The organism is Saccharopolyspora sp. NPDC045839, from assembly GCF_056431645.1.
Window position 1 is genome coordinate 351,962 of the sequence record NZ_JBWKKH010000002.1, and the last position, 25,147, is coordinate 377,108.

At 72.3% G+C, this 25,147-nt stretch carries 29 protein-coding genes; 15 read left to right on the plus strand and 14 right to left on the minus strand.

Annotated elements, in window-relative coordinates:
* Window positions 1–13: 13 nt before the first annotated feature.
* Window positions 14–469: a RidA family protein gene (locus AC07EQ_RS04580; RefSeq protein ID WP_478386545.1), complete on the minus strand. Its 456-nt coding sequence runs from the start codon at window positions 467–469 to the stop codon at window positions 14–16.
* Window positions 470–620: 151 nt separating this feature from the next.
* Here AC07EQ_RS04580 and AC07EQ_RS04585 point away from each other — a divergent pair, with 151 nt between their 5' ends.
* Genes AC07EQ_RS04585 through AC07EQ_RS04595 form a run of 3 tightly spaced genes read left to right on the plus strand, consistent with a single transcriptional unit; the run spans window position 621 to window position 2,620 of the window.
* Window positions 621–1,703: a serine hydrolase domain-containing protein gene (locus AC07EQ_RS04585; RefSeq protein ID WP_478386546.1), complete on the plus strand. Its 1,083-nt coding sequence runs from the start codon at window positions 621–623 to the stop codon at window positions 1,701–1,703.
* A 51-nt stretch (window positions 1,704–1,754) separates the two neighbouring features.
* Window positions 1,755–2,213, plus strand: a complete 459-nt coding sequence (locus tag AC07EQ_RS04590; protein ID WP_478386547.1) for a GNAT family N-acetyltransferase — start codon at window positions 1,755–1,757, stop codon at window positions 2,211–2,213.
* A 20-nt stretch (window positions 2,214–2,233) separates the two neighbouring features.
* Window positions 2,234–2,620, plus strand: a complete 387-nt coding sequence (locus AC07EQ_RS04595) for a VOC family protein (RefSeq protein WP_132490162.1) — start codon at window positions 2,234–2,236, stop codon at window positions 2,618–2,620.
* Between the two features lie 4 nt (window positions 2,621–2,624).
* On the opposite strand, the gene AC07EQ_RS04600 is transcribed toward AC07EQ_RS04595, so the two are convergent.
* The 3 genes from AC07EQ_RS04600 to AC07EQ_RS04610 form a co-directional block, all read right to left on the minus strand.
* Window positions 2,625–4,019 carry a carboxylesterase/lipase family protein gene (locus AC07EQ_RS04600; protein WP_478386548.1) on the minus strand — a complete coding sequence of 465 codons (1,395 nt, stop codon included), beginning with the start codon at window positions 4,017–4,019 and terminating at the stop codon, window positions 2,625–2,627.
* The gene (locus AC07EQ_RS04605) at window positions 4,016–4,567 is read right to left on the minus strand and encodes a GNAT family N-acetyltransferase (protein ID WP_478386549.1); all 552 of its coding nucleotides are present in this window, start codon (window positions 4,565–4,567) and stop codon (window positions 4,016–4,018) included. Before AC07EQ_RS04605 ends, AC07EQ_RS04600 begins: the two co-directional genes overlap by 4 nt.
* Window positions 4,568–4,681: 114 nt before the next feature.
* Entirely contained in the window at window positions 4,682–5,668 is a 987-nt protein-coding gene (locus AC07EQ_RS04610) for a malate dehydrogenase (protein WP_358378706.1), read from the minus strand.
* A 291-nt stretch (window positions 5,669–5,959) separates the two neighbouring features.
* Between AC07EQ_RS04610 and AC07EQ_RS04615 the strand changes: the two genes are divergently transcribed.
* From AC07EQ_RS04615 to AC07EQ_RS04630, 4 genes are all read left to right on the plus strand, one after another.
* Window positions 5,960–6,331: a YciI family protein gene (locus tag AC07EQ_RS04615; protein WP_478386550.1), complete on the plus strand. Its 372-nt coding sequence runs from the start codon at window positions 5,960–5,962 to the stop codon at window positions 6,329–6,331.
* Complete coding sequence (locus tag AC07EQ_RS04620; RefSeq protein WP_478386551.1) at window positions 6,313–7,536, plus strand: RNA polymerase sigma factor; 1,224 nt, start codon at window positions 6,313–6,315, stop codon at window positions 7,534–7,536. The genes AC07EQ_RS04615 and AC07EQ_RS04620 overlap by 19 nt, the downstream gene beginning before the upstream one ends.
* Window positions 7,537–7,600: 64 nt before the next feature.
* Window positions 7,601–8,359 (plus strand): DUF899 domain-containing protein, encoded by a 759-nt coding sequence (locus AC07EQ_RS04625; protein WP_478386552.1) that lies wholly within the window; start codon window positions 7,601–7,603, stop codon window positions 8,357–8,359.
* A gap of 105 nt (window positions 8,360–8,464) precedes the next feature.
* On the plus strand, window positions 8,465–9,103 hold the full coding sequence (locus AC07EQ_RS04630) for a LysE family translocator (protein ID WP_478386553.1): 639 nt from the start codon (window positions 8,465–8,467) through the stop codon (window positions 9,101–9,103).
* Here AC07EQ_RS04630 and AC07EQ_RS04635 read toward each other — a convergent pair.
* Window positions 9,039–9,848, minus strand: coding sequence for a helix-turn-helix domain-containing protein (locus AC07EQ_RS04635; RefSeq protein WP_478386554.1), 810 nt, complete (start codon window positions 9,846–9,848; stop codon window positions 9,039–9,041). The two genes, AC07EQ_RS04630 and AC07EQ_RS04635, sit on opposite strands and share 65 nt — an antisense overlap.
* Before the next feature lie 64 nt (window positions 9,849–9,912).
* Between AC07EQ_RS04635 and AC07EQ_RS04640 the strand changes: the two genes are divergently transcribed.
* Window positions 9,913–11,277 (plus strand): MFS transporter, encoded by a 1,365-nt coding sequence (locus AC07EQ_RS04640; RefSeq protein WP_478386555.1) that lies wholly within the window; start codon window positions 9,913–9,915, stop codon window positions 11,275–11,277.
* 16 nt (window positions 11,278–11,293) lie between these two features.
* Here AC07EQ_RS04640 and AC07EQ_RS04645 read toward each other — a convergent pair whose 3' ends face one another.
* The 5 genes from AC07EQ_RS04645 to AC07EQ_RS04665 form a co-directional block, all read right to left on the minus strand.
* Window positions 11,294–11,782: an MFS transporter gene (locus AC07EQ_RS04645; protein ID WP_478386556.1), complete on the minus strand. Its 489-nt coding sequence runs from the start codon at window positions 11,780–11,782 to the stop codon at window positions 11,294–11,296.
* Between the two features lie 93 nt (window positions 11,783–11,875).
* Window positions 11,876–12,709, minus strand: coding sequence for an SDR family NAD(P)-dependent oxidoreductase (locus AC07EQ_RS04650; protein WP_478386557.1), 834 nt, complete (start codon window positions 12,707–12,709; stop codon window positions 11,876–11,878).
* The gene (locus AC07EQ_RS04655; RefSeq protein WP_478386558.1) at window positions 12,706–13,602 is read right to left on the minus strand and encodes an alpha/beta fold hydrolase; all 897 of its coding nucleotides are present in this window, start codon (window positions 13,600–13,602) and stop codon (window positions 12,706–12,708) included. Before AC07EQ_RS04655 ends, AC07EQ_RS04650 begins: the two co-directional genes overlap by 4 nt.
* Window positions 13,595–14,260 carry a CatB-related O-acetyltransferase gene (locus tag AC07EQ_RS04660; protein WP_478386559.1) on the minus strand — a complete coding sequence of 222 codons (666 nt, stop codon included), beginning with the start codon at window positions 14,258–14,260 and terminating at the stop codon, window positions 13,595–13,597. The genes AC07EQ_RS04655 and AC07EQ_RS04660 overlap by 8 nt, the downstream gene beginning before the upstream one ends.
* 14 nt (window positions 14,261–14,274) lie before the next feature.
* Window positions 14,275–15,900 carry an ABC-F family ATP-binding cassette domain-containing protein gene (locus tag AC07EQ_RS04665; RefSeq protein ID WP_478386560.1) on the minus strand — a complete coding sequence of 542 codons (1,626 nt, stop codon included), beginning with the start codon at window positions 15,898–15,900 and terminating at the stop codon, window positions 14,275–14,277.
* A gap of 304 nt (window positions 15,901–16,204) precedes the next feature.
* Between AC07EQ_RS04665 and AC07EQ_RS04670 the strand changes: the two genes are divergently transcribed.
* The 3 genes from AC07EQ_RS04670 (at window position 16,205) to trpS (ending at window position 18,616) form a co-directional block, all read left to right on the plus strand.
* Window positions 16,205–16,462 (plus strand): hypothetical protein, encoded by a 258-nt coding sequence (locus AC07EQ_RS04670; RefSeq protein ID WP_478386561.1) that lies wholly within the window; start codon window positions 16,205–16,207, stop codon window positions 16,460–16,462.
* A 117-nt stretch (window positions 16,463–16,579) separates the two neighbouring features.
* On the plus strand, window positions 16,580–17,320 hold the full coding sequence (locus AC07EQ_RS04675; protein WP_478386562.1) for a GNAT family N-acetyltransferase: 741 nt from the start codon (window positions 16,580–16,582) through the stop codon (window positions 17,318–17,320).
* Window positions 17,321–17,563: 243 nt separating this feature from the next.
* On the plus strand, window positions 17,564–18,616 hold the full coding sequence (trpS, locus tag AC07EQ_RS04680) for a tryptophan--tRNA ligase (protein WP_478386563.1): 1,053 nt from the start codon (window positions 17,564–17,566) through the stop codon (window positions 18,614–18,616).
* On the opposite strand, the gene AC07EQ_RS04685 is transcribed toward trpS, so the two are convergent.
* Together AC07EQ_RS04685 and AC07EQ_RS04690 are read right to left on the minus strand one after the other, a co-directional pair.
* Complete coding sequence (locus AC07EQ_RS04685) at window positions 18,593–19,282, minus strand: ABC transporter ATP-binding protein (RefSeq protein ID WP_478386564.1); 690 nt, start codon at window positions 19,280–19,282, stop codon at window positions 18,593–18,595. The two genes, trpS and AC07EQ_RS04685, sit on opposite strands and share 24 nt — an antisense overlap.
* A complete protein-coding gene (locus tag AC07EQ_RS04690; RefSeq protein ID WP_478386565.1) occupies window positions 19,279–20,385 on the minus strand; it encodes an ABC transporter permease in 1,107 nt (368 codons plus the stop codon). Before AC07EQ_RS04690 ends, AC07EQ_RS04685 begins: the two co-directional genes overlap by 4 nt.
* Window positions 20,386–20,562: 177 nt before the next feature.
* On the opposite strand from AC07EQ_RS04690, the gene AC07EQ_RS04695 reads away from it, so the two are divergent.
* Together AC07EQ_RS04695 and AC07EQ_RS04700 are read left to right on the plus strand one after the other, a co-directional pair.
* On the plus strand, window positions 20,563–21,780 hold the full coding sequence (locus AC07EQ_RS04695; protein ID WP_478386566.1) for a sensor histidine kinase: 1,218 nt from the start codon (window positions 20,563–20,565) through the stop codon (window positions 21,778–21,780).
* Entirely contained in the window at window positions 21,780–22,412 is a 633-nt protein-coding gene (locus tag AC07EQ_RS04700; protein WP_132490194.1) for a response regulator, read from the plus strand. The genes AC07EQ_RS04695 and AC07EQ_RS04700 overlap by 1 nt, the downstream gene beginning before the upstream one ends.
* On the opposite strand, the gene AC07EQ_RS04705 is transcribed toward AC07EQ_RS04700, so the two are convergent.
* Both AC07EQ_RS04705 and AC07EQ_RS04710 read right to left on the minus strand, forming a co-directional pair.
* Window positions 22,396–23,412: a methyltransferase domain-containing protein gene (locus AC07EQ_RS04705; RefSeq protein ID WP_478386567.1), complete on the minus strand. Its 1,017-nt coding sequence runs from the start codon at window positions 23,410–23,412 to the stop codon at window positions 22,396–22,398. The two genes, AC07EQ_RS04700 and AC07EQ_RS04705, sit on opposite strands and share 17 nt — an antisense overlap.
* The gene (locus AC07EQ_RS04710) at window positions 23,319–23,894 is read right to left on the minus strand and encodes an ASCH domain-containing protein (RefSeq protein WP_478386568.1); all 576 of its coding nucleotides are present in this window, start codon (window positions 23,892–23,894) and stop codon (window positions 23,319–23,321) included. Before AC07EQ_RS04710 ends, AC07EQ_RS04705 begins: the two co-directional genes overlap by 94 nt.
* Before the next feature lie 120 nt (window positions 23,895–24,014).
* Here AC07EQ_RS04710 and AC07EQ_RS04715 point away from each other — a divergent pair, with 120 nt between their 5' ends.
* Both AC07EQ_RS04715 and AC07EQ_RS04720 read left to right on the plus strand, forming a co-directional pair.
* Window positions 24,015–24,737, plus strand: a complete 723-nt coding sequence (locus tag AC07EQ_RS04715; RefSeq protein WP_478386569.1) for a 3-keto-5-aminohexanoate cleavage protein — start codon at window positions 24,015–24,017, stop codon at window positions 24,735–24,737.
* Window positions 24,734–25,135 (plus strand): PaaI family thioesterase, encoded by a 402-nt coding sequence (locus tag AC07EQ_RS04720; protein WP_478386570.1) that lies wholly within the window; start codon window positions 24,734–24,736, stop codon window positions 25,133–25,135. The genes AC07EQ_RS04715 and AC07EQ_RS04720 overlap by 4 nt, the downstream gene beginning before the upstream one ends.
* Window positions 25,136–25,147: the final 12 nt, after the last annotated feature.

Consider the following 25,147-nt stretch of genomic DNA (forward strand, 5'->3'; position numbering starts at 1 on the left):
GACCACCAGGTTGTCAATTGGTTTCCGGATCCGCACCCAGATTTCCGGTTGCTGTCCCGGCTCCGGGGTCCACTGCGGCCAGCGCGTCGATCTCGACCAGCTGGTCGTCGTAGCCGAGGACCGTGACGCCCAGCAGCGTGCTGGGCGGGTCGTGGTCGCCGAAGTGGTCGCGCACCACTTCCCACGTCGCCACCAGGTGGGCCTGCCGCGTGGCGGCCACGTAGACGGTCGTCCTGACCACATCGGACAGCCGGGCCCCGGCGTCGGCCAGGGCGGTTTCGAGGTTGCGCATCATCTGGTGCGCCTGTGCGGCGTAGTCGCCGACGGCCACGGTGCCGCCGGACTCGTCGAGCGGGCAGGCTCCGGCGGCGAAGACGAGCTGTGCGCTGGGGTGCACGACCGCGCCGTAGGCGTATTCGGCCACATCGGACAGTTTTCCGCTGCGGACCAGGCGGAACGTTTCGGACATAACGCCACCCTATCGGTGGGAGTCGCGACGAGGCTTTCGCTTACCGCGAAAAAGGAGTTGATCGTCCGAATAGTCTGGTTGTCAGCGGACGGTCACCGAGCCGGGGCCTCCGGAATTGTTCCACAGTGGACACCGAAGGGGCGGGAGGACGATGGAACCGCGGGGCGTGGTGGACGACCGGTTCGCCAAGGTCGCCGAGACCTTCGCGCAGCTGCTGGCCGACGGCCGCGAGACCGGCGCCGGACTGGTGGTGCGCCACGGCGGCGAGGAGGTCGTGCGACTCTCCGGCGGGTGGGCCGATGCCGCGCGCACCAGCCCGTGGCGCGAGGACACGCTCGTGCACGTCTACTCGGTCAGCAAGCCGTTCGCCGCCCTGACCCTGCTGACGGTGCTGGCCGAAGCCGGGATCGCGCTGGACACCCCGGTGGCCGCGCTGTGGCCGGACTACGCGGCGGCCGGCAAGTCGGCGACCACGCTGCGCCAGCTGCTCAGCCACCAGGCCGGGCAACCGGTGTTCCCCGCCGCGGCCGGGGGCCTGTTCGACGACGCCGGGCTGCGCGCGCAGCTGGCCGCGGCCGCGCCGGAATGGCCACCGGGCACGGCGGTGGCCGAGCACGGCCTGACCTACGGTCATCTGCTCGACGGTGTCGTGCGGTCGGTCACCGGGCGCTCGCTGGGGACGGTGTTCCGGGAGGACATCGCGGGACCGCTGGGGCTGGATGCGCACTTCGGGGTTCCTGAAGCGGACCTGAGCCGGGTCGCGGAACTGGAGGTCGCCGACCCGGAGTCCTGGAAGTTCGGCGAGCCCGGCGATCTGACGCACCGCGCGCTGGCGGTACCTCCCGGCGCGCTGGACGTGGCGCTGCACAACTCCGAACGCTGGCGCCGCGCCGAGTTCCCGGCGATCGGCATGCACACCACCGCCCGGGCACTGTGCGGGTTCTTCGCCGGACTGGCCGACGCCGACGGGCCGGTGGCGCGGCTGCTGGGCGGGGAACTGCACGGGGAGTTCATCCGGCCGCAGGTCAGCGGGTGGGACCTGTTCCTCGGCTTCGACGTGACGTGGACGCTGGGCCTGCAGCACTACGACGGAGACCTGGCCATGGGCGGCCTGGGCGGCTCCACGGCGTGGGTGTCGCGGAAGCACGGGTATTCCTGCGCGTTCGCGACCCGCCACCTCGCCGGCCCGCACCGGATGATGGCGCTCGAGGAAGCCATCGAGTCGGTGTGGTGAACCGCGCTTCCGGCGCGTCGGGTGTCGTGGGGCTGGTATTGACTGGTTGCCATGGCAATAAAGATCGAGGACGCGACGGTCGCCGATGCCGAACGGCTGACGCGGATCGTGCGGACCAGCAGCGCCTACCGCGGGCACTACCGGGTGATGGTGGCCGATCTGGGCATCGACGCCGAGTACCTGGCGGCGCATCTGGTGCGGGTCGCCCGCGACGAGGCGGGCCGGCCGATGGGCTTCTACACGGTGATCGTCCCGGGGCGCGGCGGCGCCGGCGAGGGCGAGCTCGACTTCATGTTCGTCGACGACGCCGCGCAGGGCCGGGGCGTGGGCCGGATGCTCATCGACGACGCCCGCATGCAGGCCCGCGCCCGGGGTTTGCGGCGGGTGCACGTGGTGTCGCACCCGCCGTCGGAGGGCTTCTACCTGTCGGTCGGGGCTCAGCGGGTGGGGACGGTTGCCGCGGAGGGTGCGATCACGTGGTCCCGTCCGCATCTGGTGCTCGAACTGTAGGCGGCACCTACCGTGTCGACATGCGAATCTCACGTCTGCAGTTCGTGTCGGTGCCGGTGGCCGACCACGTCAAGGCCCGCGAGTTCTACGTCGATGTCCTCGGCTTCGAACTGGTCGTGGACATCGCCGGCCCGCACGGCCAGTTCGTCATGGTCGCCCCGCCCGGCGCGCAGACCGGTGTGGTGCTGGTCGACTTCAGCGTCGACGGGCGCGAATTCGGCGGGCCCGTGCACCTGCAGTTCCACACCGACGACCTGGACGCCGATATCGCGGAGCTGCGCGCCGCGGGGGTGGAGGCCGGGAATCCGCAGGACGTGCCGTGGGGCCGGATGACGACCTTCACCGATCTCGACGGCAACCCGATCTCGCTGCTGCAGCCCTCGGCGATGGGAAACCGGCCGGGCTGAGCGGTCACCGCATGGCGCGCCAGGGTTCGCCGCCGGCCCGGTCGAGCCGGTCGCCGGGTATCGCCCAGGTGTGCACCGGGGTTTCGCCGGTGGTGACCGGCGGCCAGCCGGGGTCGCCGGTGCGGGCGAAGTCGCGCCAGGCGCGCATCATGCGCCGGGACAAGGCCTGGTCGTGGTCGTCGGGCGGGCCGCCGAGGAGGAAGTCCGCCGCGGTGAGGTTGCCGAAGTTCAGCGGCACATCGGCGCCGTGCCAGGCGTGGACTCCGGCGCGGCTGCGGGCGAAACGGGCCAGGTGCGCCCGCCCGCCGTGGCGTGCGTGGTGCTCGGCCAGCCGCGTGCTGTGGGCCGCGAAGATCGCGTCGCCGAACAGGGCGAGATAGGCCTCGCGCGGCGAGGACGCGAGGGTGCGGTAGTGCTCGGCGACGGTGTCCGGGATGGCCATGGCGTGGGCGAAGGCGCGCAGCTGGGCATCGGTGTCGACGCGCTTGATGGTGTCCAGCGCGTCGAACAGCCAGTACTCCTCGGTCGTGTGGCACACCAGCAGGTTCACGGTCGTGTCGTGCACTGTGGACAGTGGCGCCGCGGGCAGCGTGCGGCCGTCGACGACGGGGCCGAACAGGACCGGGTCGTACTGTCGTCGGGAACCGGGCTGCGGGCCGCCGGAGACTTCGCTCGCGGCGGCGACGAGTTCGTGGGGCGATGCCGTCGCCGGATCGGTGCCCAGCCGCGTGGTGATCTCGGCGGTGATGGCCGCGGCGGCGTCGGTGGTGAAGTAGGAATCGGGGACGCTGTGCAGGATGGCGCGGCGGAACAGCCCGCGTGCCTGCGGCATGAGCAGCAGGCACGCCACCGATCCGGCGCCGGCGGACTGCCCGGCGACCGTCACGTTGCCCGGGTCGCCGCCGAATGCCGCGATGTTCTCCCGCACCCAGCGCAGCGCGGCGATCTGGTCCAGCAGGCCGCGGTTGTCGGGATGGCCGGGCAGGTGCCCGAACCCTTCGAAACCCAGCCGGTAGTTGGCGGTGACCACGACGAGCCCGGTGGCGGCCAGGGCGGTGCCGTCGTAGTCGGGCTGGGCGGTGGAGCCGAAGGTGTAGGCGCCGCCGTGGATCCACACCAGCACCGGGAGCCGGTGCGCGGCCGGCGGCGCCCAGACGTTGAGGGTGAGCACGTCGTCGGCGCCGGACCACGTCGGCGCGCCGGGCAGTTCCGCGTCCTGGGGCGCGATGGGGCCGAACGCCACGCAGTCACGCACCCCGTGCCAGGCCGCTGCCGGCCTGGGCGGCTGGAACCGGTTCGGCCCGAACGGTGCTGCGGCGTAAGGGATTCCGAGGAACGAGCGGATCGCGTCGTGGCGGCCGCGGATCCGGCCGGCGGCGGTGGCGACCTCGGGCGTCACCGCTGGGCCGGGCGGGTCAGTCGCCAGATGACGTCGATGCCCTCTTCGCTGCCCGCTCGGGGGTCGCGGCTGGGGCTGCGGCGGTCGACGCAGGTGAAGCCGAGGCGTTGCGGGATGCGCCCGCTGGCGGTGTTCGCCGCGTCGTGCCAGATCTCCACCCGGTCGATGCCCGGCAGCGCGAACGCCTCGTCGACCAGCGCGGCGGTGCTGGTGGTGGCCAGGCCGAGACCGGTGTAGTCGGGGTGCAGCCAGTACCCGATCTCCAGGCCGCCGGAGCCGATGCGGCGTTCCATGGCGACGCAGCCGGCGATCGCGCCGTCGACGATGATGGCGTAGGTGTAGGCGCTGCCGGTGTGCCAGTTGCGGTCGCAGCGGTCGAGGAATTCGACGGCGGTGTCCAGCGAGTAGTCCCCGGCGGCCCACGGCATCCACGGCCGCAGGTGCGGCAGGGCCTCGGTGACCACTCGGTGCATCTCGGCGAGATCGCCACCGCGCCAGCGGCGCAGCACCGCGGATTCGAGGGTGATCAGTTCCGGGGGATGGGCCATGCGCCGATGGTCCTGCCCCGCGGCCGGTCCCGGCAACCGAATATCACCGGATCCGCAACGAGGAGTGGGCCGCCCCGCAACCGGGACGGCCCACTTCGGCTCTGCGCGGGTGGCTCAGATCAGGCCGAGCTTGCGGACCGCGTCGCGCTCCTCGACGAGCTCGTTGACCGAGGCGTCGATGCGCTCGCGGGAGAACTCGTCGATCTCCAGGCCCTGCACGATCTCGAACTTGCCGTCACGGGCGGTGACCGGGAACGACGAGATCAGACCCTCCGGCACACCGTAGGAGCCGTCGGAGACCACGGCCGCCGAGGTCCAGTCGCCCTCGGGCGTGCCGTTGACCCAGGTGTGCACGTGGTCGATGGCGGCGTTGGCGGCCGAGGCGGCCGAGGACGCGCCGCGGGCCTCGATGATGGCCGCGCCGCGCTTGGCGACGGTCGGGATGAACTCGTCGGCCAGCCAGGCCTGCTCGACCTGCTCGGCGGCGATCTTGCCGCCGACCTCGGCGTGGAAGAGGTCGGGGTACTGGGTGGCGGAGTGGTTGCCCCAGATGGTGAGCTTCTTGATGTCGGTGATCGACACGTTCAGCTTCTGCGCCAGCTGGGACAGCGCCCGGTTGTGGTCCAGGCGGGTCATCGCGGTGAACCGCTCGGCGGGCACGTCCGGCGCGTGGGCCTGGGCGATGAGGGCGTTGGTGTTGGCCGGGTTGCCGACCACCAGCACGCGCACGTCGTCGGCGGCACCGGCGTTGATCGCCTCGCCCTGCGGCTTGAAGATGCCGCCGTTGGCCTCCAGCAGGTCGCCGCGCTCCATGCCCTTGGTGCGCGGGCGGGCGCCTACCAGCAGCGCGACGTTGGTGCCGTCGAACGCGGTGCGGGCATCGTCGGTGATGTCGATGCTCTGCAGCAGCGGGAAGGCGCAGTCGTCGAGCTCCATCGCGGTGCCCTCGGCCGCCTTGACCGCCTGCGGGATCTCCAGCAAGCGGAGCTTGATCGGGGTGTCGGGCCCGATGAGCTGACCGGATGCGATCCGGAACAGCAACGCGTAGCCGATCTGACCGGCCGCACCGGTAACGGTCACGGTGACGGGAGCTTGGGTCATGAGGTTTCGTTCTCCTGCTCGCCGGGTGATTGCCTAGCCGGATGCTATCCCCAGTGCGCCGGTGCCGTTGCGCGCCCGCCACGGATCACAGTGGACCGCGCGCCGGACCGATTCAGCCGCGACCGGCGCGGAGAGGCAGACCACAGTCCGGCGGCCGCGTGATCATCTTCACGTGCCGGGTGGCGGCCCGCGGAAATTCTTCGCACCGTGGTGTCGATCCGGCGCTAAGCCGTTCGTGTAGTGGGTGAGGAGCCGGGGCGGAGCCGGCTTCACGAGCGCGAGGAGAACCCGATGAAGCAGTACCTGCTGAGTATCTACCAGCCCGACGGGCCCACGCCGCCGCCGGAGGTGCTGGAGCCGATCATGCGGGACGTGCAGGCGGTGAACGCCGAGATGCAGGCCGCCGGGGCGTGGGTGTTCGCCGCGGGCCTGTACCCGCCGGCCACCGCGACCGTGCTGCGTGCGGCGGGCACCGACGTGCTCACCACCGACGGCCCGTACACCGAGGGCAAGGAGCACCTGGGCGGGTTCACCATCATCCGGGCGGCCGACCTGGACGCCGCGCTGGAGTGGGGCCGCAAGCTGGCGAAGGCGATCACCCTGCCCATCGAGGTGCGGCCGTTGCAGGACGACGAGGGCGAGACGTGCCGGTCGTCGGCGTAGCGGAGGTCGAGCGGGTCTTCCGCGCGGAGCACGGCCGCGCGGTGGCGGTCCTGGTCCGCGTCTTCGGCGACATCGACATCGCCGAGGAAGCGGTCCAGGACGCCTTCGCCACGGCCGTGGCGAAGTGGCCGTCGGCGGGCCTGCCGCCGAGTCCGGTGGGCTGGATCATCACCACGGCGCGCAACCGGGCGGTGGACCGGCTGCGCCGGGAGGCCTCCCGAGAGGACCGGCACGCGCAGGCCGCGCTGCTGCTGCACGCCCGCGACGAGCCGGAACAGGAGGGGCCCGTGCACGACGACCGGTTGCGGCTGATCTTCACGTGCTGCCACCCGGCGCTGTCCACCGGCGCGCAGGTGGCGCTGACGCTGCGGCTGCTCGGCGGGCTGAGAACCGCGGAGATCGCGCGGGCGTTCCTGGTGGCCGAGCCGGCCATGGCCCAGCGGCTGGTGCGCGCCAAGGGCAAGATCCGCGACGCCGGGATCCCGTACCGGGTGCCGAGCGAAGTCGACCTGCCCGACCGGCTGCGCGCGGTGCTGGCCGTGGTCTACCTCGTGTTCAACGAGGGCCACACCGCCAGTTCGGGGCCTCGGCTGGTCCGCGAGGACCTGTGCGCGGAGGCCATCCGGCTGGGGCGGCTGCTGGCCGAGCTGATGCCCGACGAGCCGGAGGTCCTGGGGCTGCTGGCACTGATGTTGCTGGTCGAATCGCGGCGGGCGGCGCGCACGACCGCCGATGGCGCGCTGGTGCTGCTGGCCGATCAGGACCGCGGCCGCTGGGATCGCGACCTCGTCGCCGAAGGCCAGGCCCTCGTGCGCCGCTGCCTGCGCCGCAACCAGCCCGGCCCCTACCAGATCCAGGCGGCGATCAACGCCGTGCACAGCGACGCGCCGACCGCCGCCGACACCGATTGGCGGCAGATCCGGGCGCTGTACGACCAGTTGCTGGCGGTGTCACCGAGCCAGGTGGTGGCGCTGCACCGCGCGGTCGCCGTCGCGGAGGTCGAGGGCCCGGAAGCGGGGCTGGCCCTGGTGGACGAGCTCGACCTCGGCGGATACCACGTGTTCCACACCGTCCGCGCGGACCTGCTGCGCCGCCTGGGGCGCGTCGAGGAGGCGGCGCGGGCCTACGACGCTGCGATCGCGGGGACCGGCAACGCGGCCGAACGCGACTTCTTGCGGCACGCGCGCCGGGCGCTGGCGCGATGAGTTTCGCGGCGCGCGCCGGTCTACCCGTGGTGCAGGCGGAACCACGAGGTTGACGGAGTATGTGATGAGCGTTCCTGACATCGTTTCGCGCGAGGAGTGGCTGGCGGCCCGCCGCGATTTCCTGGTGCGGGAGAAGGAGTTCACCCGCGCCCGCGACGCGCTCAACGCCGACCGGCGGCGGCTGCCGATGGTCGAGATCGACGCGGGCTACCGGTTCGAAGGCCCGGCCGGGCCGGTCGGCCTGCCGGAGCTGTTCGACGGGCGGCCGCAGCTGGTGATCTACCACGCGATGTTCGATCCGAGGTGGGACGGCGCATGCCGGAGCTGCTCGTCGTTCATCGACCAGATCGGGCACCTGGCGCATCTGCACGCCCGCGGCACGTCGCTGGTGCTGGTGTCGCGCGCGCCGCTGGCCAAGATCGAGGCGTTCCGGGCCAGGATGGGCTGGGCGGTGCCCTGGTATTCCTCCTACGGCAGCGACTTCAACTACGACTTCCACGTGACGCTGGACGAGTCGGTGCGCCCGGTGGAGTACAACTACCGCACCGCCGAGGAGCACCGGCGGGCCGGCACCGGCTACTACGTCTCCGGGGAGCAGCCCTTCGAGCTGCCCGGGCTGAGCTGCTTCCTGCGCGTCGGCGACCGCGTGTTCCACACCTACTCGACCTACGGGCGGGGCATGGACGTGCTGGGCAGCACCACGAGCTTCCTGGACCTGACCGCCCTGGGGCGCCAGGAGGACTGGGAGGAACCCGAGGGCCGCGCCACCGGCCTGGGGGCCCCGGCGGGCAGCCCGCAGGTGAAGTACCACGACGAGTACTGACCACGGCCCAGGTGAGGCCAGTGCCGCCGAATTGGCCGTTTGTGCCGCCGCCGCGGCCGCCTAGTGTCCGATGAGGACGGTTCGTTGCGGCGAGAAGGTGGCGTGGTGGTCGAATTTCCGGCGGTGGCGGGGATCGCGGTGGTGGCGCTGGGGCTGGTGCTCACGCCGGGACCGAACATGTTCTACCTGGTGTCGCGGTCGCTGACGCAGGGACGCCGGGCGGGGCTGGTGTCGCTGCTGGGCGTGGCGGTGGGGTTCCTGGTGTACGCGGCGGCGGCCACCGCGGGCATCGCCACGGTGTTCGCGTTGGTTCCCGTGCTGTACACGGCGTTGCAGATCGCCGGCGCGGCATACCTGCTGTGGCTGGCGTGGCAGGCGGTGCGCCCGGGCGGGGTGTCGGCGTTCGCGCCGGTGCCCACCTCCGCCTACGGGCCGGGAAAGCTGTTCGCGATGGGGCTGGTGACCAACCTGCTCAACCCGAAGATCGCGGTCCTCTACGTGTCGCTGCTGCCGCAGTTCATCGACCCCGCGCGGGGCGGTGTGGCCTTGCAGAGCCTGACGTTGAGCGTGGTGCAGATCCTGGTGGCGCTGTCGGTGAACGCGCTGATCGTGGTGACTGCCGGGTCGGTGGCGGGCATGCTGGCGCGGCGCCCGGGATGGTTGCGGGTGCAGCGCTACTTCATGGGCGCGGTGCTGGCCGGGCTGGCGGTGCGGCTGTTGACCGACCGGGCTCGCCCGGCGTGATGCCGAGCGCGGTCTGCAGCCCGGTGGCGCCGTGCGCGGTGAGTTTCAGCGCCCGCTGCTGGGGTTTGCGGGCCAGCCAGTCTGAGTCGAGCAGCGCGGTCAGCAGCGCCGAGCCGAGCCGGCCGGCGAGGTGGTGCCGCTGTTCGCTCCAGTCCACGCAGAACCGCAGCAGCGGCCGTCGCGACGGCCCGGCCTGCACGGCGTGCAGGTCCACGCCCAGGGCGGCGAAGACCTCTTCGGCGTGCGGACCGAGCCGGTAGGGATGGTCGCTGAGCTGCACGGACAGGCCCTCGTGCGGGCGGCGGCGGGTGTCGGGGATGCCGTCGTCGGCGGCGAGCGCGCCACGGTCCAGCAGTGCCGCGGTGACCGTGACGCCGAGCCTCCCGGCGAGGTGGTCGTAGCAGCTGCGGGCTTCGCGCACCGCGGCGGCGCGGGTGCCCTGGCGCAGCGAGCGCACCGGTTCGACCGGTGCGATGGCGGCGAGGGCTTCCAGCACGGCGGCGACCCGGTCGTCGACGAGCCGGAAGTAGCGGTGCCGCCCGGAGCGTTGGGCCTCGATCAGGCCGCCGGCGCAGAGCTTGGCGAGATGTGCGCTGGCGGCGCTGGCCGACAGCCCGGCCTCCGCGGCCAGCACCGAGGCGGGTAGCGACCGCCCGTCGGCCAGCGCCTGCAGCACCTTGGCGCGGCCGGGTTCGGCGAACAGTGCGGCCACCGGTGCGATGTCGCTGTCTCCCTGGACTGCCATGCGCCCATTCTGCGCCCACGACGTTTCAGGCCGGCGTGAAGTGTTGCGGGTGCAGCCTCGGTGCGTGTTGAAGAGACGAGGTTCTCCTGTGCTGGTGCTCGCGGTGATGTGCGCGGGCATGTTCCTGGTGCTGCTGGACGTCACGGTGGTCAACGTGGCTCTGCCCGCCATCCGCGGTGCGCTGGGTGCGGAGATGGCGGGGACGCAGTGGGTGGTCGACGGGTATGCGCTGGCCATCGCCGGGATGTTGCTGGTCGGTGGCGCGCTGGGTGACCGCTTCGGGCACCGCCGGGTGGTGCTGGCCGGGCTGGCGGTTTTCGGCGCGGCGTCGCTGGGGTGCGCGCTGGCTCCGGGGCTCGGGGCGCTGGTCGCCGCCCGCGCGGTGCAGGGCGTGGGGGCGGCGTTGCTGCTGCCGGGCAGCCTGGCGGTGATCGCCGGGGTGTATCCGGATGCTGCGGCGCGGGCACGGGCGTTGGGGGTGTGGGCGGCGGTGTCGTCGCTGGCGTTGCCGGCCGGTCCGCTGGTGGGCGGCCTCCTCGTCGAGTGGGGCGGCTGGCAGTCGGTGTTCGCGCTGAACGTGCCGGTGGTGATCGCCGCGGTCGTGGGAGTTCGCGCGCTGGTGCCGGATGTGCCCGGCGATCGCGGGCAGCGGGTGCGCGTCGGGGTGCTGGCGGGCGCGGTCGCGGGGTTGACGGCGCTGGTGTTCGCGGTGATCGAGGCCGGCCAGGCAGGGCTGGACGCATCGGTGGTGGCAGCGCTGGTGCTGGCTGTGACCGCGCTGGTGGCGGCCGGGCGGCGGATGCCGCGTTCGTGGCTGGGCAACCGGCCGTTCCTGACGGCGAACTCGGTGGCGCTGCTGATGAATCTCGGCATGAACGGCACGCTGTTCGTGCTGTCGCTGTACCTGCAGAACCTCGGCGGGAACTCGCCGGCGCGCACCGGTGTGCTGCTGTTGCCGATGTCGATTCCGCTGGTGCTGCTGGCGCCGGTGGCCGGGCGGATGGTGGCGCGCTTCGGACCCCGGGTGCCCATGGTGTGCGGCGCGGTGATCGCCGCGGCGGGATCGGGTTGCTGGGCCCTGGCGTCTCCGGGCGGTGGTTACGCCGAGGTGGTTCCGGTGCTGGTCGCGTGCGGGATCGGTGCCGGATTGCTGACCACGCCGGTGGTGGCGGCCGCGGTCGGCGCGCTCGGGCCGCGGCGTTCGGGGCTGGCCAGCGGGGTGAACAACACCATGCGGCAGACCGGGACCGCGCTGGGTGTCGCGGTGTTCGGCGCGGTCGCGGGCTCTCCGGAGGCACCTGCTGATTTCGTTGCTGGGCTGCACCGACTGGCCGTGGTCGGCGTGTTGCTGTGGCTGGTGGCGATCGCCTGCAGCCTCGCCGCAGGCGCGCCTCGGCCCGTGGGTGACCGCGTTTCGGCAGTGCGGTGAGATGCGCTCACGGGGGTCAGGCTGTGCTTGGCGCGGTGGGTTCCTGGACCCGGATCGAGGCGAGCAGGAGGCCGGAGATCAGGTAGGTGGCCGCGTCGACCAGCACCGCCAGCGGCGCGCCCAGCACCTTGATCAGCGCGGTGGCCAGCACCGGGCCGGCGGTCTGCGCGACCGCGTCCGACTGCTCCAGCCTGGCGTTCGCCGAGGTGAGCAGCCCCGTGGGCACCAGCCGCGGCAGAAAAGCCTGGTCGGCCGCGTCGAAGAACAGCGACGCCACGCCCACGACCGCCACCAGCAGCGCCAGCGTCGGCAGGTCGAGCAGCCCGAACAGCAGGTACGGCATCCAGCGTGCGGCGTTGAGCAGGCCGAGTTCGGTCGCGGTGGCGTGCAGGGCGATCGCGGCGAGGATCTGCACGGCGAGGCCGGTGATGTGGGTGCCGAAGATCGAGGTGGTCGACGCCGCCCAGAACCGGCGGTAGCCGGCGAGATCGACGAGGCGTGGCATGCCGGGACCGTAACAACGATTTCGCCCCGGCATTCCGGTGTTTCGTTCCCGGTTTTCCCTGCCGCGCCGATCGGCGGGACACAGTGGACGGCGCTAGATCATGCGTTTGCCGCCTCCGGCGTAGATGGTCTGGCCGGTGACCCAGCGGGCTTGGTGGGAGGCGAGGAAGACCGCGAGGTCGGCGATGTCGTCGGGGCGGCCGACGCGGCCCAGCGGGCTGAACTCGGCGAAGCGGGTGTTCATGTCGTCGCTGATCCAGCCGGTCTGCACCGGGCCCGGCGAGATGATGTTGACGGTGATGCCGGCGGCGCCGAGTTCGATGGCCGCGGAGCGGCTCAGCGATTCCAGCGCGTTCTTGGTCGCCCAGTAGGAGATCTGGTCGGCCGCGCCGGGCGCGGCGTCGGTGGAGATGTTGATGACGCGGCCCCAGCCGGCCTTGCGGCGCCGGTGGCGGCGGTGGAATTCGGCCATCAGCAGCGCGGGTGCGCGGGTGTTGACGGCGTGGTGGGCGTCCAGGCTCGCCGCGGCGACGGTGGTGGCGCCGCGCGCGGGGTCGGTCCGGAAGGTGTCGGGCACGCAGTGGGCGGCGTTGTTGATGAGGATCTCCACCGGCCCGAAGTGGGTTTCGGCGTGGTCGAAGATCGCCGGGACGACGGCGGGGTCGGCGAGGTCGACGGCCAGCGATTCGGCGTCGGCGCCGTCGGCGCGCAGGGCATCGCGCACGTGATCGGTGTCGGTTGCCTTCGCCGTGCCGTAGGTGCGGTCGGCGCCGGTGGTGTCGCGGGTCGGGGGTGTTTCGGGCAGGGAGGCGAGCACGACTTTGACGCCTTGGCGGGCCAGGGCACGGGCGATGCCGGCGCCGATGCCCAGCGGGCTGTTGGCGCCGGTGATCACGGCAACGCGGTCGCGCAGGCGGGGGTCGATCACGCGGTGGTCCTCTCGAAGTGTCCGATGTGGTCGGTGATGGTGGTGGTGATCTGGCGGTGCAGCGCGCCGGGCAGGGCGTGGCCGAGCCCGGGGATGGTCGCGCAGCGGGCGCCGGGGATGAGGTCGGCGAGGTGCCGGCCGTGCGGGGGCGGGTTGATGGGGTCCTGCGGGCCCTGGATGACCAGGGTCGGCGTGGAGACGTGGCGCAGTTCGGCGCCGCGTTCGGTGGGGACCGGGGTGGCGAAGGCGTGCGCGGACGGTTGCCGGTAGCTGCCGGCGTGGTCGATCGCGGCGTTCTCCCAGCGGCGGAATTCCGCGGCGTCGAAGGGGATTTCGTCGCCTGCGAGCAGTCGCCACTCGTCGATGCGGCGTTGCAGCGCGGTGGCGCGGTCGGGTGCGGGGTCCGTGCGGTGGGCCATCGCGGTGACCACTCTCGGGGTGGGTGTGGGCAGGTCGGTGGGTTCGCCTTCGACGGCGCGGCGCATCGAGTCGGCGAAGTCGACGTCGAGGGCGGCGGTCAGCATCAGGGTGAGGGTGCGCAGCCGGTCGCGGTGGTCCAGCGCGAGCAGCTGGCCGAGGGTGCCGCCCATGGACAGGCCGACGACGTGGGCGGTGGCGATGCCGTGGCCGTCGAGGACCGCCACGGCATCGCGGGCGAGGTCGGTCAAGGCGTAGTCGGTGATGTCCAGGTGCGTGGAGCGGCCGGTGTCGCGGTGGTCGTAGCGCACGACGTGCAGGCGGTGCGCGACGAGGGCGTCGACGAACTCGTCGGGCCAGCCCAGCGCGTTGGTGTTGGCGCCCATGATCAGCAGCACCGGCGGGTCCGCCGGGTCGCCGCGGGATTCGCTCCACAGCAGCAGGCCGTCGGGGGTGGTGATGTGACGTTCAGTCATCGAGCAGCCCTTCCCGTCGGGCCAGGGCTGCGAGCTCTTTGGGGTCGCCGCCCATGATGGTCCGCACGTGGGTGGTGATGGTCTGGACGGGCCAGTTCCACCAGGCGATGCGCTGGAGCAGTTCGACGTCGTCGTCGTAGAAGCGGCGGCGGATCACCTGAGCCGGGTTGCCGCCGGCGATGCCGTAGGCGGGGATGTCGCCGGTGACCACCGCGCCGGTGGCGATGATCGCGCCGTCGCCGATGCGCACGCCGGGCATGATGGTGGCGTCGCGGCCGATCCAGACGTCGTTGCCGACGACGGTGTCGCCCTTGGTGGGCAGGCTGGTGGCGAGGTCGAGGGTGGCCCGGGCCCAGTCGCCGCCGAACATGGTGAACGGGTAGGTGGAGCAGCCGATCATGGGGTGGTTGGCGGCGGGCATGATGAACCGCGCTCCGGTGGCCAGCGCGCAGAACCGGCCGATGCGCAGCCGCGCGGGTCCGTAGTTGTAGAGCACGTTGCGGGTTTCGAATTCGGCCGCGCCTGCGGGGTCGTCGTAGTAGGTGTACTCGCCGATCTCGATCAGCGGGGAGCTGACCACTGTGGACAGGAAGGCCACGTTGGTCAGTTCGGGCCGGGTGCTGGGGTGCACCCGGGTGGGGTCGGGCGTGTTGGGCATGGTGGCGGCTCCCCTCAGGCGCTTCGGCCGTCGTGCAGGTTCAGGGTGGGCCCGTTCCAGCGTCGCCGCAGCCATCGGTCGTGGCTGGCGACGACGATGGCGCCGGGCGCGGTGTGCAGGGCGTCTTCGAGTTCGCCGACGAGGGTCAGCGACAGGTGGTTGGTGGGTTCGTCCAGCAACAACACCTGTGGTGGGTCGGCGAGCAGCAGGGCCAGGGCCAGGCGGCGGCGCTGGCCGACCGAGAGGACGCCGACGGGGCGGTCGAGGTCGGCCGGGGCGAGCAGACCCAGGTCGCGCAGGTCGGGCCGGTCCTCCCGGTGGGGCGTGGCGTAGATCTGCCGGGGGCTCTTGCGGGGTTCGGCGAAGGTGACGTCCTGTTCGAGCAGGCCGATGCTGACGTCGTGGCGGCGCTGCACGCTGCCGGTGTCGGGTGCCAGCCGGCCGGCGGCCAGGTGCAGCAGGGTGGACTTGCCCGCGCCGTTGCCGCCGGTGATCAGCAGCCGGTCGGTGCCGGTGACGTCGAGTTCGTCGATCCACACCCGTCCGTGCACGCCCGCTTCCCGGATCTGCAGCACCACATCGGTGGTGGTTTCGCGGCCGGTGAGGGGCGTGGCGAAGCGCAGCGGGCTCGGCGGTTCGTGAACTTGGGCCGCGGTGAGGTCGTCGAGGCGCTGCTGGGCGTTGCGCACCCGGCGGGAGATCTGCTTCTGGACCCGGCCGCCGGAGTAGTCGTAGGCCATCTTGGCGTTGTCGCGCCGCATGCCGTGGTGGCTGACCTGGCGGGCGGTGACGTCCACGGCGTGGCGCAGGGCGGCGAGTTCGTTCTGCTCGGCGGTGTAGCGCTGTTGCCAGCGGGCGCGTTCGGCGCGTTTGGCGGCGAGGTAGTCGGTGAAGGTGCCGCCGTAGCGGGTGGGCCCGTCCACGGCGGGGTCGAGGTCGAGGATGTCGGTGCACACCGCGTCGAGGAACACGCGGTCGTGGCTGGCCAGCACGACGGCGCCGGGCAGCGCGGCGAGGTGCTGCTGCAGGAACGTCAGGGCGGCTTCGTCGAGGTGGTTGGTGGGTTCGTCCAGCAGCAGCGCGCGCGGCCGGCGCAGCAGCAGGACGGCCAGGCCCAGCCTGCTGCGCTGGCCGCCGGAGAGCGTGCCGATGCGCCGGTCGCCGGTGATGCCGCCCAGGCCGAGCCCGTCGAGGACGACTTCGGCGCGGTGGTCGGCGTTCCAGGTGTCGTGCTGCTGGGCCCAGTCGAGGACTTCGCCGTAGGCGGCGAGGATCCCGGGGTCCTCGGGTGCCTCGCCGAGGGCGTCGGCGAGTTCGGTCAGGCGGGCTTGCGCGGCGCGGTGGTCGGCCAGCGCCTCGTCCAGCGCGGCCCCCAGCGTCGTTTCGGGAGTGAAAGGTGGTTCCTGGTGCAGGAATCCGAGGTCGTCGGGGCGGGTGAGCTCGCCGCTGTCGGGATCTTCCGCGCCGGCGAGGATGCGCAGCAGGGTGGATTTGCCGGCGCCGTTCTCGCCGACCAGGCCGATGCGCTGGCCGGGCGAGGCGGTCAGCGACACCCCGGCGAGGACGGCCCGGTCCGCATAGGACTTGACGAGATCGCGTGCGCGGAGGACGAACGAGGAAGCAGGAGAAGCATTGGACACTGGGGCGTCACACCAGGGGACTCGATGGCAATTACCCGCCGGGCATGATTCGACGCGAGCCTGTGGAAGCAGGTCGCGGAAGCCTCGGACGCGGGCCTAGCTCGAAGTCAGTTCTTCATAGTGGTGTTGATCTTAGCGGCACGCCCGCCGCGCATGTCAAGGGAATTTCCGCGCCCCGTCCGCCGGACGGGGTAGATCCACTCGCCTGTCGTGGTGATCCAGTCGGCGCGAGCCGCCCGTCGATGTTGGCCTGGGGCCACCGGCCCCCGCAGGAGGGGCCCGAGCATTTGGGAGACATGTGATCATGCGCCGATTCCTCAGCGCCGCCGTGCTCGCCGCGGCCTTCACCGGCACCACCGCCGGCCTCGCCCACGCCCAGGACCAGCCGTGGGACGCCGTCACACTGCCCGCGCCGGCGTGCGAGAGCGGGAACTGTGCCGTCGCCCACGGCCAGGACGGCAATGGGCAGCACGGCAACGCGCAGGGCAGCAAGGGCCAGGACGGGTACGGGCAGGACGGCTCGGCGCACGCCGTGGCCACCAACGAAGGCAGCGGCCGGTGAAACCGGTTCTCCGATAGCCGAACCGTTGGGGGCCTGCCGCGCGAGGCAGGCCCCCAACGTCCGTCCCGACGCTATTTCGGTTGCCCTGACGAGAGATTCGGGTGTAGTGCTTGTCGAATGATGCAGGAGAACCACGCCGGCGACACCGCGCTGCTCTCGGATGGCACCACGACGGTGTCCTACGTCCCGAACGCGATGCCGCGCACCGCGCAGGTGCTGGGCATCGACGGGCCCGGTGCGCTGGATCTGCTCCGCGCCGAGTTGCCCGGGTGGAAGCTGTTCGTCGCGCCGGAGCAGGGCGAGGCGTTGGTGCGCGACGGTGCGCGGCTGAAGCGACACGCGCATGCGATGCGGCGGGATCTGCGGGCCGACCCGCCCCCGCCGGAATGGGCGGAGCTGATGCCGGCGGCGCCGATGCGGGTGGTGGACTGCGATCGCCCGGCCTCGGAGTTGCTGGAGCCGTGGCGGGAGGCATACCCGTCGGGCCATCCCGACCGGGTCTCCGGCACTGATCAGCAGGCGCTGGCGGAGCTGCTGCAGCCGCTGCTGACCGGCCGGGTGCTGGGGCCGGTGCTGGGGTGCAGCGCGTTGGTGGTCGACGCCGACGACCGGGTCGGGGCCGGGCTGGTGGTCAACGATCGCGACGGCATCCCGTGGGTGGGCGATGTGTTCCGCCGCCCGGCACCGGAATTCGCCGGCCTGGGCGGGCTGCTGCTGAAGCGGGCGATGGCGTGGCTGAGCGCGCAGGGCCGGCGCGAGGTGGGTTTGGCCGTCACGGTCGGCAATCCGGCGCAGCACGTGTACGAGCGGCTCGGGTTCGCCATCACCGACACGACGATGACCGTGGAAATCCCGTGACCGCATCCCCGGACCGGCCGCCACCACGGGGATGGTTTCGGTCATACCACGGGCAGTGCGTGGCCGGAGCGGGTTAGGATGGCGGCGTGATTCGCAGTTCGTGCTTCGCGTGGTGGCGCTCCGGTTAGGAGCGGCCATCTCAGCACGCACGTCTCGGGCCGTTCGGATGGACGGCCCTTTTTCGTGTTCTCCACGCGTCCCGGGGCCCCGGCCGGACCCCGCCACCAGACCGAGGAGAACACCATGACCACCGTGATCGAGACCTCCACCGCCGTGCGCCGCAGCACCGAGCTGGAGGAGCAGATCGCCTTGCGCCCCAACGACTTCCGGGTGCTCACCGGCGACCGCCCGACCGGTCTGCTGCACCTGGGTCACTACTTCGGCACCCTGCACAACCGCGTCCGGTTGCAGCGCCAGGGCGTGGAGATGATGGTGATCATCGCCGACTACCAGGTGCTCACCGACCGCGACCTGGCCGAACACCTCGGCGAGCACGTCGACGACCTGGTGCTGGACTACCTGGCCGCCGGGATCGACCCGCAGACCGCCACGATCTTCACCCACAGCGCGGTCGCGGCGCTCAACCAGCTGCTCCTGCCGTTCCTGAGCCTGGTGTCGGTCTCGGAGCTCAGCCGCAACCCCACGGTCAAGGACGAGATCAACCACTCGCGGCAGGCGGCCGTCAGCGGCCTGATGTTCACCTACCCCGCGCACCAGGCCGCCGACATCCTGTTCTGCAAGGCCAACCTGGTGCCGGTGGGCCAGGACCAGCTGCCGCACCTGGAGCTGACCCGCACGATCGCGCGCCGCTTCAATGACCGCTACGGGCGGCTGCTGCCCGAGCCCGACGCACTGCTGTCACCGGCGCCGCTGCTGCTGGGCACCGACGGCACCAAGATGAGCAAGAGCCGCGGCAACGCGATCACGCTGTCGGCCACCGCCGATGAGACCGCACGGCTGATCCGCGGCGCGAAGACCGACGCGCAGCGCCACATCACCTACGACCCGCAGTCGCGCCCGGAGGTCTCCAGCCTGGTGCTGCTCGCGGCCCTGTGCCTGGGGCGCGATCCGCACGACGTCGCCACGGACATCGGCCCGGGTGGCGCGGCGGCGCTGAAGCGCACCGTCACCGAGGCCGTCAACGAGAACCTGGCGCCGATGCGGGAACGCCGCGCCGCCTTCGCGCAGGACCGCGGCTATCTCCGCCGGATCCTGCGCGAAGGCAACGAGCGCGCCAACGCCATCGCCGAGGCGACCCTCGCCGAAGTGCGCTCAGCGATGGGCACCCGCTACTGAACGGACCAGCAGCCCGTCGCGCATCACGGCCACCTCGTCGACCTGGTCGAGGTACTCGGTGTCGTGGGTGACCATGACGGTGGCGACCTGGTGCTGGCGGGTGACCTCGGCGAGCAGCTCGACGATCTGGCCGCCGCGCTCCTGGTCGAGCGCGGCGGTCGGCTCGTCCACCAGCAGCACCGCGGGCCTGCCGGTGAGGGCGCGGGCGATGTTGACCCGCTGGCGCTCACCACCGGAGAGCTGGTGCGGACGCCGGTGCTGCTTGCCATCCAGCCCGACCGCGGCCAGCGCTTCGGCGGCCGCACGGCGCTGCCGCCGCACCGCACCGCCGCGCATGTGCTGGACGGCGAGCAGTTGTTCGGCGGCCGTCAGCGAACCGAGCAGATTGGGCTGCTGGAAGACGATGCCGATCTTCTCCAGCCGCAGCCGGGCCCGCTGCGCGGCGGAAAGACCACCGGCGTCGACGCCGTCGACGACCACGCGGCCGGAATCGGGGCGCAGCAGGGTCGCGGCCACTGCCAGCAGGCTCGACTTGCCGGACCCGGAGGGGCCGACGACGGCCAGCATCCGGCCGGCATCGACCTGCAGCGACACCTCGTCGAGGGCGGTGAGGACGCGGTCGCCGTCGGGGTAGGTCAGGCGGACATCGGTCAGGGTGAGGCTCATCGGGCTGCTCCCAAAGCGGTCAGCGGGTCGACGGAGGTGATGCGCCGGACGGCCAGGACGGCACCGGCCATGCCCAGGACGATCATGGCGGCGATGGGCAGCACCGTCGTGGCGGCGGTGAGCTGGAACGGCACGACCTGCACCGCCAGCGACCCCAGGCCGACCCCGACCGCGCCGCCGGCACCGGCGCCGAGCACCAGCACGATCGCCGACTGCGCCAGCGCATCCCGCAGCAGATATCCGGTGGCACCGCCCAGGGCCTTGAGGATCGCGATGTCGCCGCTGCGCTGGATGGTCCACACGGTCATGAACGCGCCGATGACCAGCGCGGAGATCGCGTACAGGAAGCCCTGCATCATCAGCAGCGACCCGTTCTCCGAGGAGTAGGAGCCGATGGCCGACAGGCTGGCACCGGTGGTGGCCGTGGTGGTGCCCGCTGCGGCGTCGGCCTGCGCCGGGTCGGTGGTCACCTCGGCGGCGATGACGGTGGCCAGCGGTGGGTCGACGCGCGGGGGCCGCAGCTCCGACCAGGTCTCCAGCGTCGTCCACGCCACCGGCGTGTGGCTGTAGTAGGCGTTGTCGGCGATGCCGCTGATGGTCAGCCGCTGCGTGCCTGCCAGCACGGTCTGCCCGACGGCCAGGTCGTTGTCCTCGGCGAGCTCGCGGCTGATCACCAGCGTGCCGGGCGTGACCGCCTCGGGCGCGAGTCCGTCGGCGGAGCGCACGCCGAAGATGGTGGCCGCCGCGCCGCCGGTGGCGGTTTCCAGGCGGGTCTGGGTGATGCCCAGCGGCGCGGCGCGCTGCACGCCGGGCGCGGCGCGGTAGGCGTCGAGCTGGGCCTGGGTGACCGAGGAGTCGGCGAAGGACTGCTCGGGGGCTTCGGCGCTGGTCGTGCCGAAGGCGATGTGGGTGGCGGGCAGCTGCGAGATGGCCGAGGTGGACTGGTGGGCCAGTCCCGCGGTCAGTCCCGACAGCAGCACGATCAACAGCGTGATCAGCCCGACCACCGAACCCATGAGCGCGAACCGCCCCTTGGCGAAGCGGATGTCGCGGATGGCGAGGAACACGGTGCTCTGCTTTCCGGTCGTGGTCGATTCCGGCATCCAGCCTCGCCGCGATCGGCCCCGCTGCCATCGCCGCGCGGATTGATTCCGGGCCTGCCGCGCGGTGCACCCCGATCTCAACCGAACGATCGATGCCGCGACCCGGCGGCGATGTCTAGAAAGGACCCTGGCGAGCACCGTCCGCCCCGTCCACCCGCAGGCCTTAAGGTGTCCACAGTGTCCGAAACGTCGTTGCCCGCCGGCCCCGGCCCGGTGGCGATCCTGCGGTTGATGCGGCTGGTGTTCCACGCGGGATTCCTGCTGCTGCTGGGCATCGCCACCACGCGGGTGTTCCTCACCCACCCCGCCGGCCCGACCGCCTGGCTGGCGGTGGCCGGCGCGGTGCTGCTCACCGCCGTGTACGCCGCAGGCGCGGCAGTGCGCCACGCCCTGCACCGGCGGTGGCTGGCGATGACGTGGCTGGCGGCGGTCACCGCGGTGTGGGCGGTCCTGCTGGTGATCAGCCCGGACTTCTCGTGGCTGGCTTTCCCGCTGTTCTTCCTGCACCTGCACCTGCTGCGCGGGCGGCACGCACTGGTCGCGGTCGTGGCGGTCACCGCCCTGGTCGTCTCGGCACAGGGCTGGCACGCCGGGACCTGGAGCGTGGGCATGGTGCTGGGCCCGGTCGTCGGGGCCGGCGTGGCCGTGGTGATCACCTGGGGCTACTCGGCGATCTACGCCGAGAGCCAGCGCCGGCAAGTCCTCATCGACGACCTGACCCGCACCCGCGCGAAGCTGGCGTCCTCGCAGCACCAGGCCGGGGTGGCCGCCGAGCGTGAACGACTGGCCAGGGAAATCCACGACACCCTGGCCCAGGGCCTGTCGAGCATCGTGCTGCTGCTGCGCGCGGCGGACTCGGCGCTGCCACTGCAAGCGGACAAGGCCCGCGCCCGCATCGCCGAGGCACAGCGCACGGCGGCGGACAACCTCGACGAGGCCCGCCGCTTCGTGCGGGACCTGCGGCCACCATCGCTGACCGGCGCGGGACTGCCGCAGGCGCTGCAGCGGCTGTGCGAGGACACCGCGAGGGAATCGGACATCCACTGCCGCTTCCAGACCGATGGCGCACCCGTGCAACTGCCGTCCGGCTACGAGGTGGCGCTGCTGCGCGCGGCACAGGCCAGCCTCGGCAACGTCGTCCGCCACGCCCGCGCCCGCACCGCGGTGGTCACGCTCGGGTTCCTCGACACGGAGGTCACCCTCGACATCTACGACGACGGTGCCGGCTTCGACCCGGCCGCGGTCCGGCCCGCACCGGATGGCAGCGGATACGGGCTGATCGCGCTGCGGGAACGCATCGGCGCGCTGGGCGGGCGGCTCGCGGTGGAGTCCGCGCCCGGCGACGGCACCGCGGTGGCCATCCGGCTGCCCCTGACCGATGAGGAGATCCGGTGATGGCCGAAGCGTTGCGCATCCTGCTCGTCGACGATCATCCGGTGGTCCGGCGCGGGCTGCGGGCGATGTTCGACGACCGGCCGGACATGACGGTGGTGGCCGAGGCCGCCGACGGGCAAGCCGCGCTGGACGTGCTGGCCGGCACCGAGGTGGACATCGTGCTGATGGACCTGCAGATGCCCACCGGCATGGACGGCGTCACGGCCACCCGCCGCATCACCGCCGACGGCGGCCCGCCGGTGCTGGTGCTGACCACCTACGACTCCGACGCAGACATCCTCACCGCCGTGGAAGCCGGCGCCACTGGCTACATGCTCAAGGACGCCCCGCCGGAGGAGCTGTGCCAGGCGGTGTGGCTGGCGGCGTCGGGCCAGACGGCGCTGGCACCCGGCGTGGCGGCACGACTGCTCGGCCACCTGCGCCGCCCGCAGCCCGCGCTGAGCCCGCGCGAGGTGGAGATCCTGCAGCTGCTGGCCCAGGGCTTGTCCAACCGGGCGCTGTCGAAGGCGCTGTTCATAAGCGAGGCGACGGTGAAGACGCACCTGGTGCACATCTACGACAAGCTCGGCGTGGACAACCGCACGGCGGCGATCACCACGGCATTGCAGCGCGGCATCATCCGGCCCCGGTGACCGCCTCGACCAGGAACGCCGGCCGCCACCAGTAGTCGGCCAGCCGCCGGGTCGTGATCCCGGCGAACCCGGCCTCGCGCAGCAGCGCTTCCCAGGCGTCGATGGCCAGCTCGTAGTTGGTAGGCGCGGCGGTGCCGAACTTGCCGAGGATCACCGGGAGGATGAACCCGGCGCCGACGAGATCGCGGTCGTCGTCGTACTCGCGCAGGCCGCGCTCCAGCCGGGCCAGGCAGTCGCGGAACCACGCGGGTTCCCACACCGAGGCGACCTCCGGGACATCGAACTCCACCAGCACGAACCGGTCGGTGTGCGCGGCGATCCAGCGCAGCACCCGGGCCTTGTCGGCCTCGGGCAGGGATTGCAGCGCGAAGGTGGACTGCACCAGGTCCCAGCGCCGGGTGTGGGTGGCGGTGAAGTCCTGGGCGGTGCACGGCCACGAGAGGTGCGGGATGCCGCGCCGGGTCAGCTCGGCGGTGGTCTCGGCCAGCAGCGCGGCACTGGGCTCGACGACCCCGACGGCGGGGCTGTGCTCGGTGAGCGCGGGCAGCAGCGCCATCCCGTCGCCGGTACCGATGTCGAGCAGCCGCTGAGGCCGGTGCCGCTGGTAGAGCTCGCGCAGCGCGCCGGAGGTGGCCTCGTAGAGGCCGATGTTGCCGCCGCCGCGGATGAACGCCCGGAATGCCGCGGGGGAGTCGTAGACGCCCGCGGCATCACCGCCCGCGGTGATCACGGCCAGCAGCCGCGCCAGTTCGCTGTCCGGGTCCAGGGCACGGGCCTGTTCGGCCGCACTGTGCGCGGTGGTGGTATCACCGCGGCTGTAGGCCCGGATCGCCGCGCACAGTGCGGTTTCGGCGTCGGTGTGGATGTCGGCGGGGCTGGTCTGGTGGATCAGGACGTGCTCCTCGTTCAGGTGGGACCGTCGAGATAGGACTGCCCGCGCGAGGACAGCCGGAAGCCCGACTCCTGGGGCTCGACGAGGCCGAGCTCGCGCAACTGCCACACATCGGATTTGCAGCGGGACACCGGCCGCCCCTGGTCTGCGGCGAGTTCGGCGGCCCGAAGCCCGGGGCGCCGACGCAACACTTCCAGGACGGCTTTGGTCCACGGCCCGCGCGGGGAGGCGACGTCCAGCCGCGCCAGTCGCCGGTCGATCTCGGCGCGCTCGCGGGGACGCAGCTCCACCGGTTCCGGCGGCAGCTCGGGCGCAGAGCCCGCGTAGCTGAGGGCGAGGCGGTAGACCGCGCCGCGGCCGTGCTTGTCCAAAGAGGACCGGAGCCCGGCTGCGGAGGCGAAGCCGGCGCGGCGGGCGTCGGCATCGGTGATCTCGGCCGGATCGACCTCGGCGACCTCGTCGACACCGATCACCCCGACCGCGGTGTGCAACCGCGAGCCGGCCCGCGCCAGCGGGCTGGGCCAGCGCTGGAACGCCAGGGTGATCTCGCCGGCGGCCACGCCCCGCAGGATCCGGTTGCTCAACACCACGGCCACCACGCTAGTACAGACGCCGCAATCACCGATCCGGGCGGATTGTCGCGCCCACGATGATCACGAAACGGGGTCGTCAGCTTCCGCACTACCGCCGGCGCAGGGGAGAATCAGGACATGTTGCAGGTCTGCCTCAACGGCGCCCGCTCGCCGCGCGAGCACTTCCACCTGCCCGTGCGTCCCGAGGAACTGGCCAAGGCCGCCGCGGACAGCATCGCCGCCGGCGCCACCGACATCCACCTGCACCCCAAAGCACCCGACGGGGCCGACAGCCTCGACCCGCACGCGGTCGCCGCCGCGTTGCGCGCGGTGCGGGCCGCGGCACCCGGCGTCGGTGTCGGCGTCACCACCGGCGCCTGGACCGCGCCCGACCCGGCCGACCGGATCCGGGCCATCCGGGCGTGGACGGTGCTGCCCGATCACGCCTCGGTGAACTGGCACGAGCCCGGCGCGGACGACGTCGCGGCAGTGCTGCTGGAGCGCGGTATCGGCGTCGAGGCGGGCATCTACTCCGGCACCGACGGCGACCACCAGTTCCTGCGTTCCCCGCACCGCGGCCGGGTCCTGCGGGTGCTGGCCGAGGTCACCGACCTGACCGCGCGCGGCGCCCCGGCGACCGCCGAAGCCCTGCTGGAGCGGCTGCGCCCGGCGGCGACACCGATCCTGCTGCACGGCGAGGCGGCCGGTGCGTGGCCGGTGCTGACCGTCGCCGCCCGCCGTGGGCTGGCGACCCGCATCGGCCTGGAAGACACCCTGCTGCTGCCCGACGGGCAGGTCGCCGCCGACAATGCCGAACTGGTCGCCGCCGCGGCCCGGATCCTCGCGGAGGAGAGCTCATGACCGCCATCGACCACCAGCAGCTCGTCGCGCTCATGCCGTTCGCGGAGTCGCTGGGTGTGCAGATCGACTCCGCGAGCGCCGATGAGGTCCGCGGGCACCTGGACTGGGCACCGCAGCGCTGCACGGCGGGGGGAGTGCTGCACGGGGGAGCGGTCATGGCGCTGGCCGATTCGATCGGCGCGATCTGCGCGTTCCTCAACCTCCCCGAGGGCGCGCACACCGCCACGATCGAATCGAAGACGAACTTCTTCCGCGCGCTGCGCGAGGGTGCGCTGCACGCGGTCAGCCGCCCGCTGCACGTGGGCCGCACGAACATCGCGGTGCAGACGGAACTGCTGGACGTCGACGGGCGCCGCGTCGGGCACACCACCCAGACCCAGGCCGTGCTCACGGCCTGATCCCGCCGAACT

Bases quoted from the DNA above. Each gene is read 5' to 3' on its own strand.
- AC07EQ_RS04580 (WP_478386545.1), bottom strand. From the start codon at position 469: ATGTCCGAAACGTTCCGCCTGGTCCGCAGCGGAAAACTGTCCGATGTG.
- AC07EQ_RS04700 (WP_132490194.1), top strand. From the start codon at position 21,780: ATGGCCGAAGCGTTGCGCATCCTGCTCGTCGACGATCATCCGGTGGTC.
- AC07EQ_RS04670 (WP_478386561.1), top strand. From the start codon at position 16,205: ATGCGCCGATTCCTCAGCGCCGCCGTGCTCGCCGCGGCCTTCACCGGC.
- AC07EQ_RS04615 (WP_478386550.1), top strand. From the start codon at position 5,960: ATGAAGCAGTACCTGCTGAGTATCTACCAGCCCGACGGGCCCACGCCG.
- AC07EQ_RS04595 (WP_132490162.1), top strand. From the start codon at position 2,234: ATGCGAATCTCACGTCTGCAGTTCGTGTCGGTGCCGGTGGCCGACCAC.
- AC07EQ_RS04715 (WP_478386569.1), top strand. From the start codon at position 24,015: ATGTTGCAGGTCTGCCTCAACGGCGCCCGCTCGCCGCGCGAGCACTTC.
- AC07EQ_RS04645 (WP_478386556.1), bottom strand. From the start codon at position 11,782: ATGCCACGCCTCGTCGATCTCGCCGGCTACCGCCGGTTCTGGGCGGCG.
- AC07EQ_RS04585 (WP_478386546.1), top strand. From the start codon at position 621: ATGGAACCGCGGGGCGTGGTGGACGACCGGTTCGCCAAGGTCGCCGAG.
- AC07EQ_RS04720 (WP_478386570.1), top strand. From the start codon at position 24,734: ATGACCGCCATCGACCACCAGCAGCTCGTCGCGCTCATGCCGTTCGCG.
- AC07EQ_RS04625 (WP_478386552.1), top strand. From the start codon at position 7,601: ATGAGCGTTCCTGACATCGTTTCGCGCGAGGAGTGGCTGGCGGCCCGC.
- AC07EQ_RS04590 (WP_478386547.1), top strand. From the start codon at position 1,755: ATGGCAATAAAGATCGAGGACGCGACGGTCGCCGATGCCGAACGGCTG.
- AC07EQ_RS04605 (WP_478386549.1), bottom strand. From the start codon at position 4,567: ATGGCCCATCCCCCGGAACTGATCACCCTCGAATCCGCGGTGCTGCGC.
- AC07EQ_RS04610 (WP_358378706.1), bottom strand. From the start codon at position 5,668: ATGACCCAAGCTCCCGTCACCGTGACCGTTACCGGTGCGGCCGGTCAG.
- AC07EQ_RS04655 (WP_478386558.1), bottom strand. From the start codon at position 13,602: ATGACTGAACGTCACATCACCACCCCCGACGGCCTGCTGCTGTGGAGC.
- AC07EQ_RS04635 (WP_478386554.1), bottom strand. From the start codon at position 9,848: ATGGCAGTCCAGGGAGACAGCGACATCGCACCGGTGGCCGCACTGTTC.
- trpS (WP_478386563.1), top strand. From the start codon at position 17,564: ATGACCACCGTGATCGAGACCTCCACCGCCGTGCGCCGCAGCACCGAG.
- AC07EQ_RS04685 (WP_478386564.1), bottom strand. From the start codon at position 19,282: ATGAGCCTCACCCTGACCGATGTCCGCCTGACCTACCCCGACGGCGAC.
- AC07EQ_RS04690 (WP_478386565.1), bottom strand. From the start codon at position 20,385: ATGCCGGAATCGACCACGACCGGAAAGCAGAGCACCGTGTTCCTCGCC.
- AC07EQ_RS04675 (WP_478386562.1), top strand. From the start codon at position 16,580: ATGATGCAGGAGAACCACGCCGGCGACACCGCGCTGCTCTCGGATGGC.
- AC07EQ_RS04660 (WP_478386559.1), bottom strand. From the start codon at position 14,260: ATGCCCAACACGCCCGACCCCACCCGGGTGCACCCCAGCACCCGGCCC.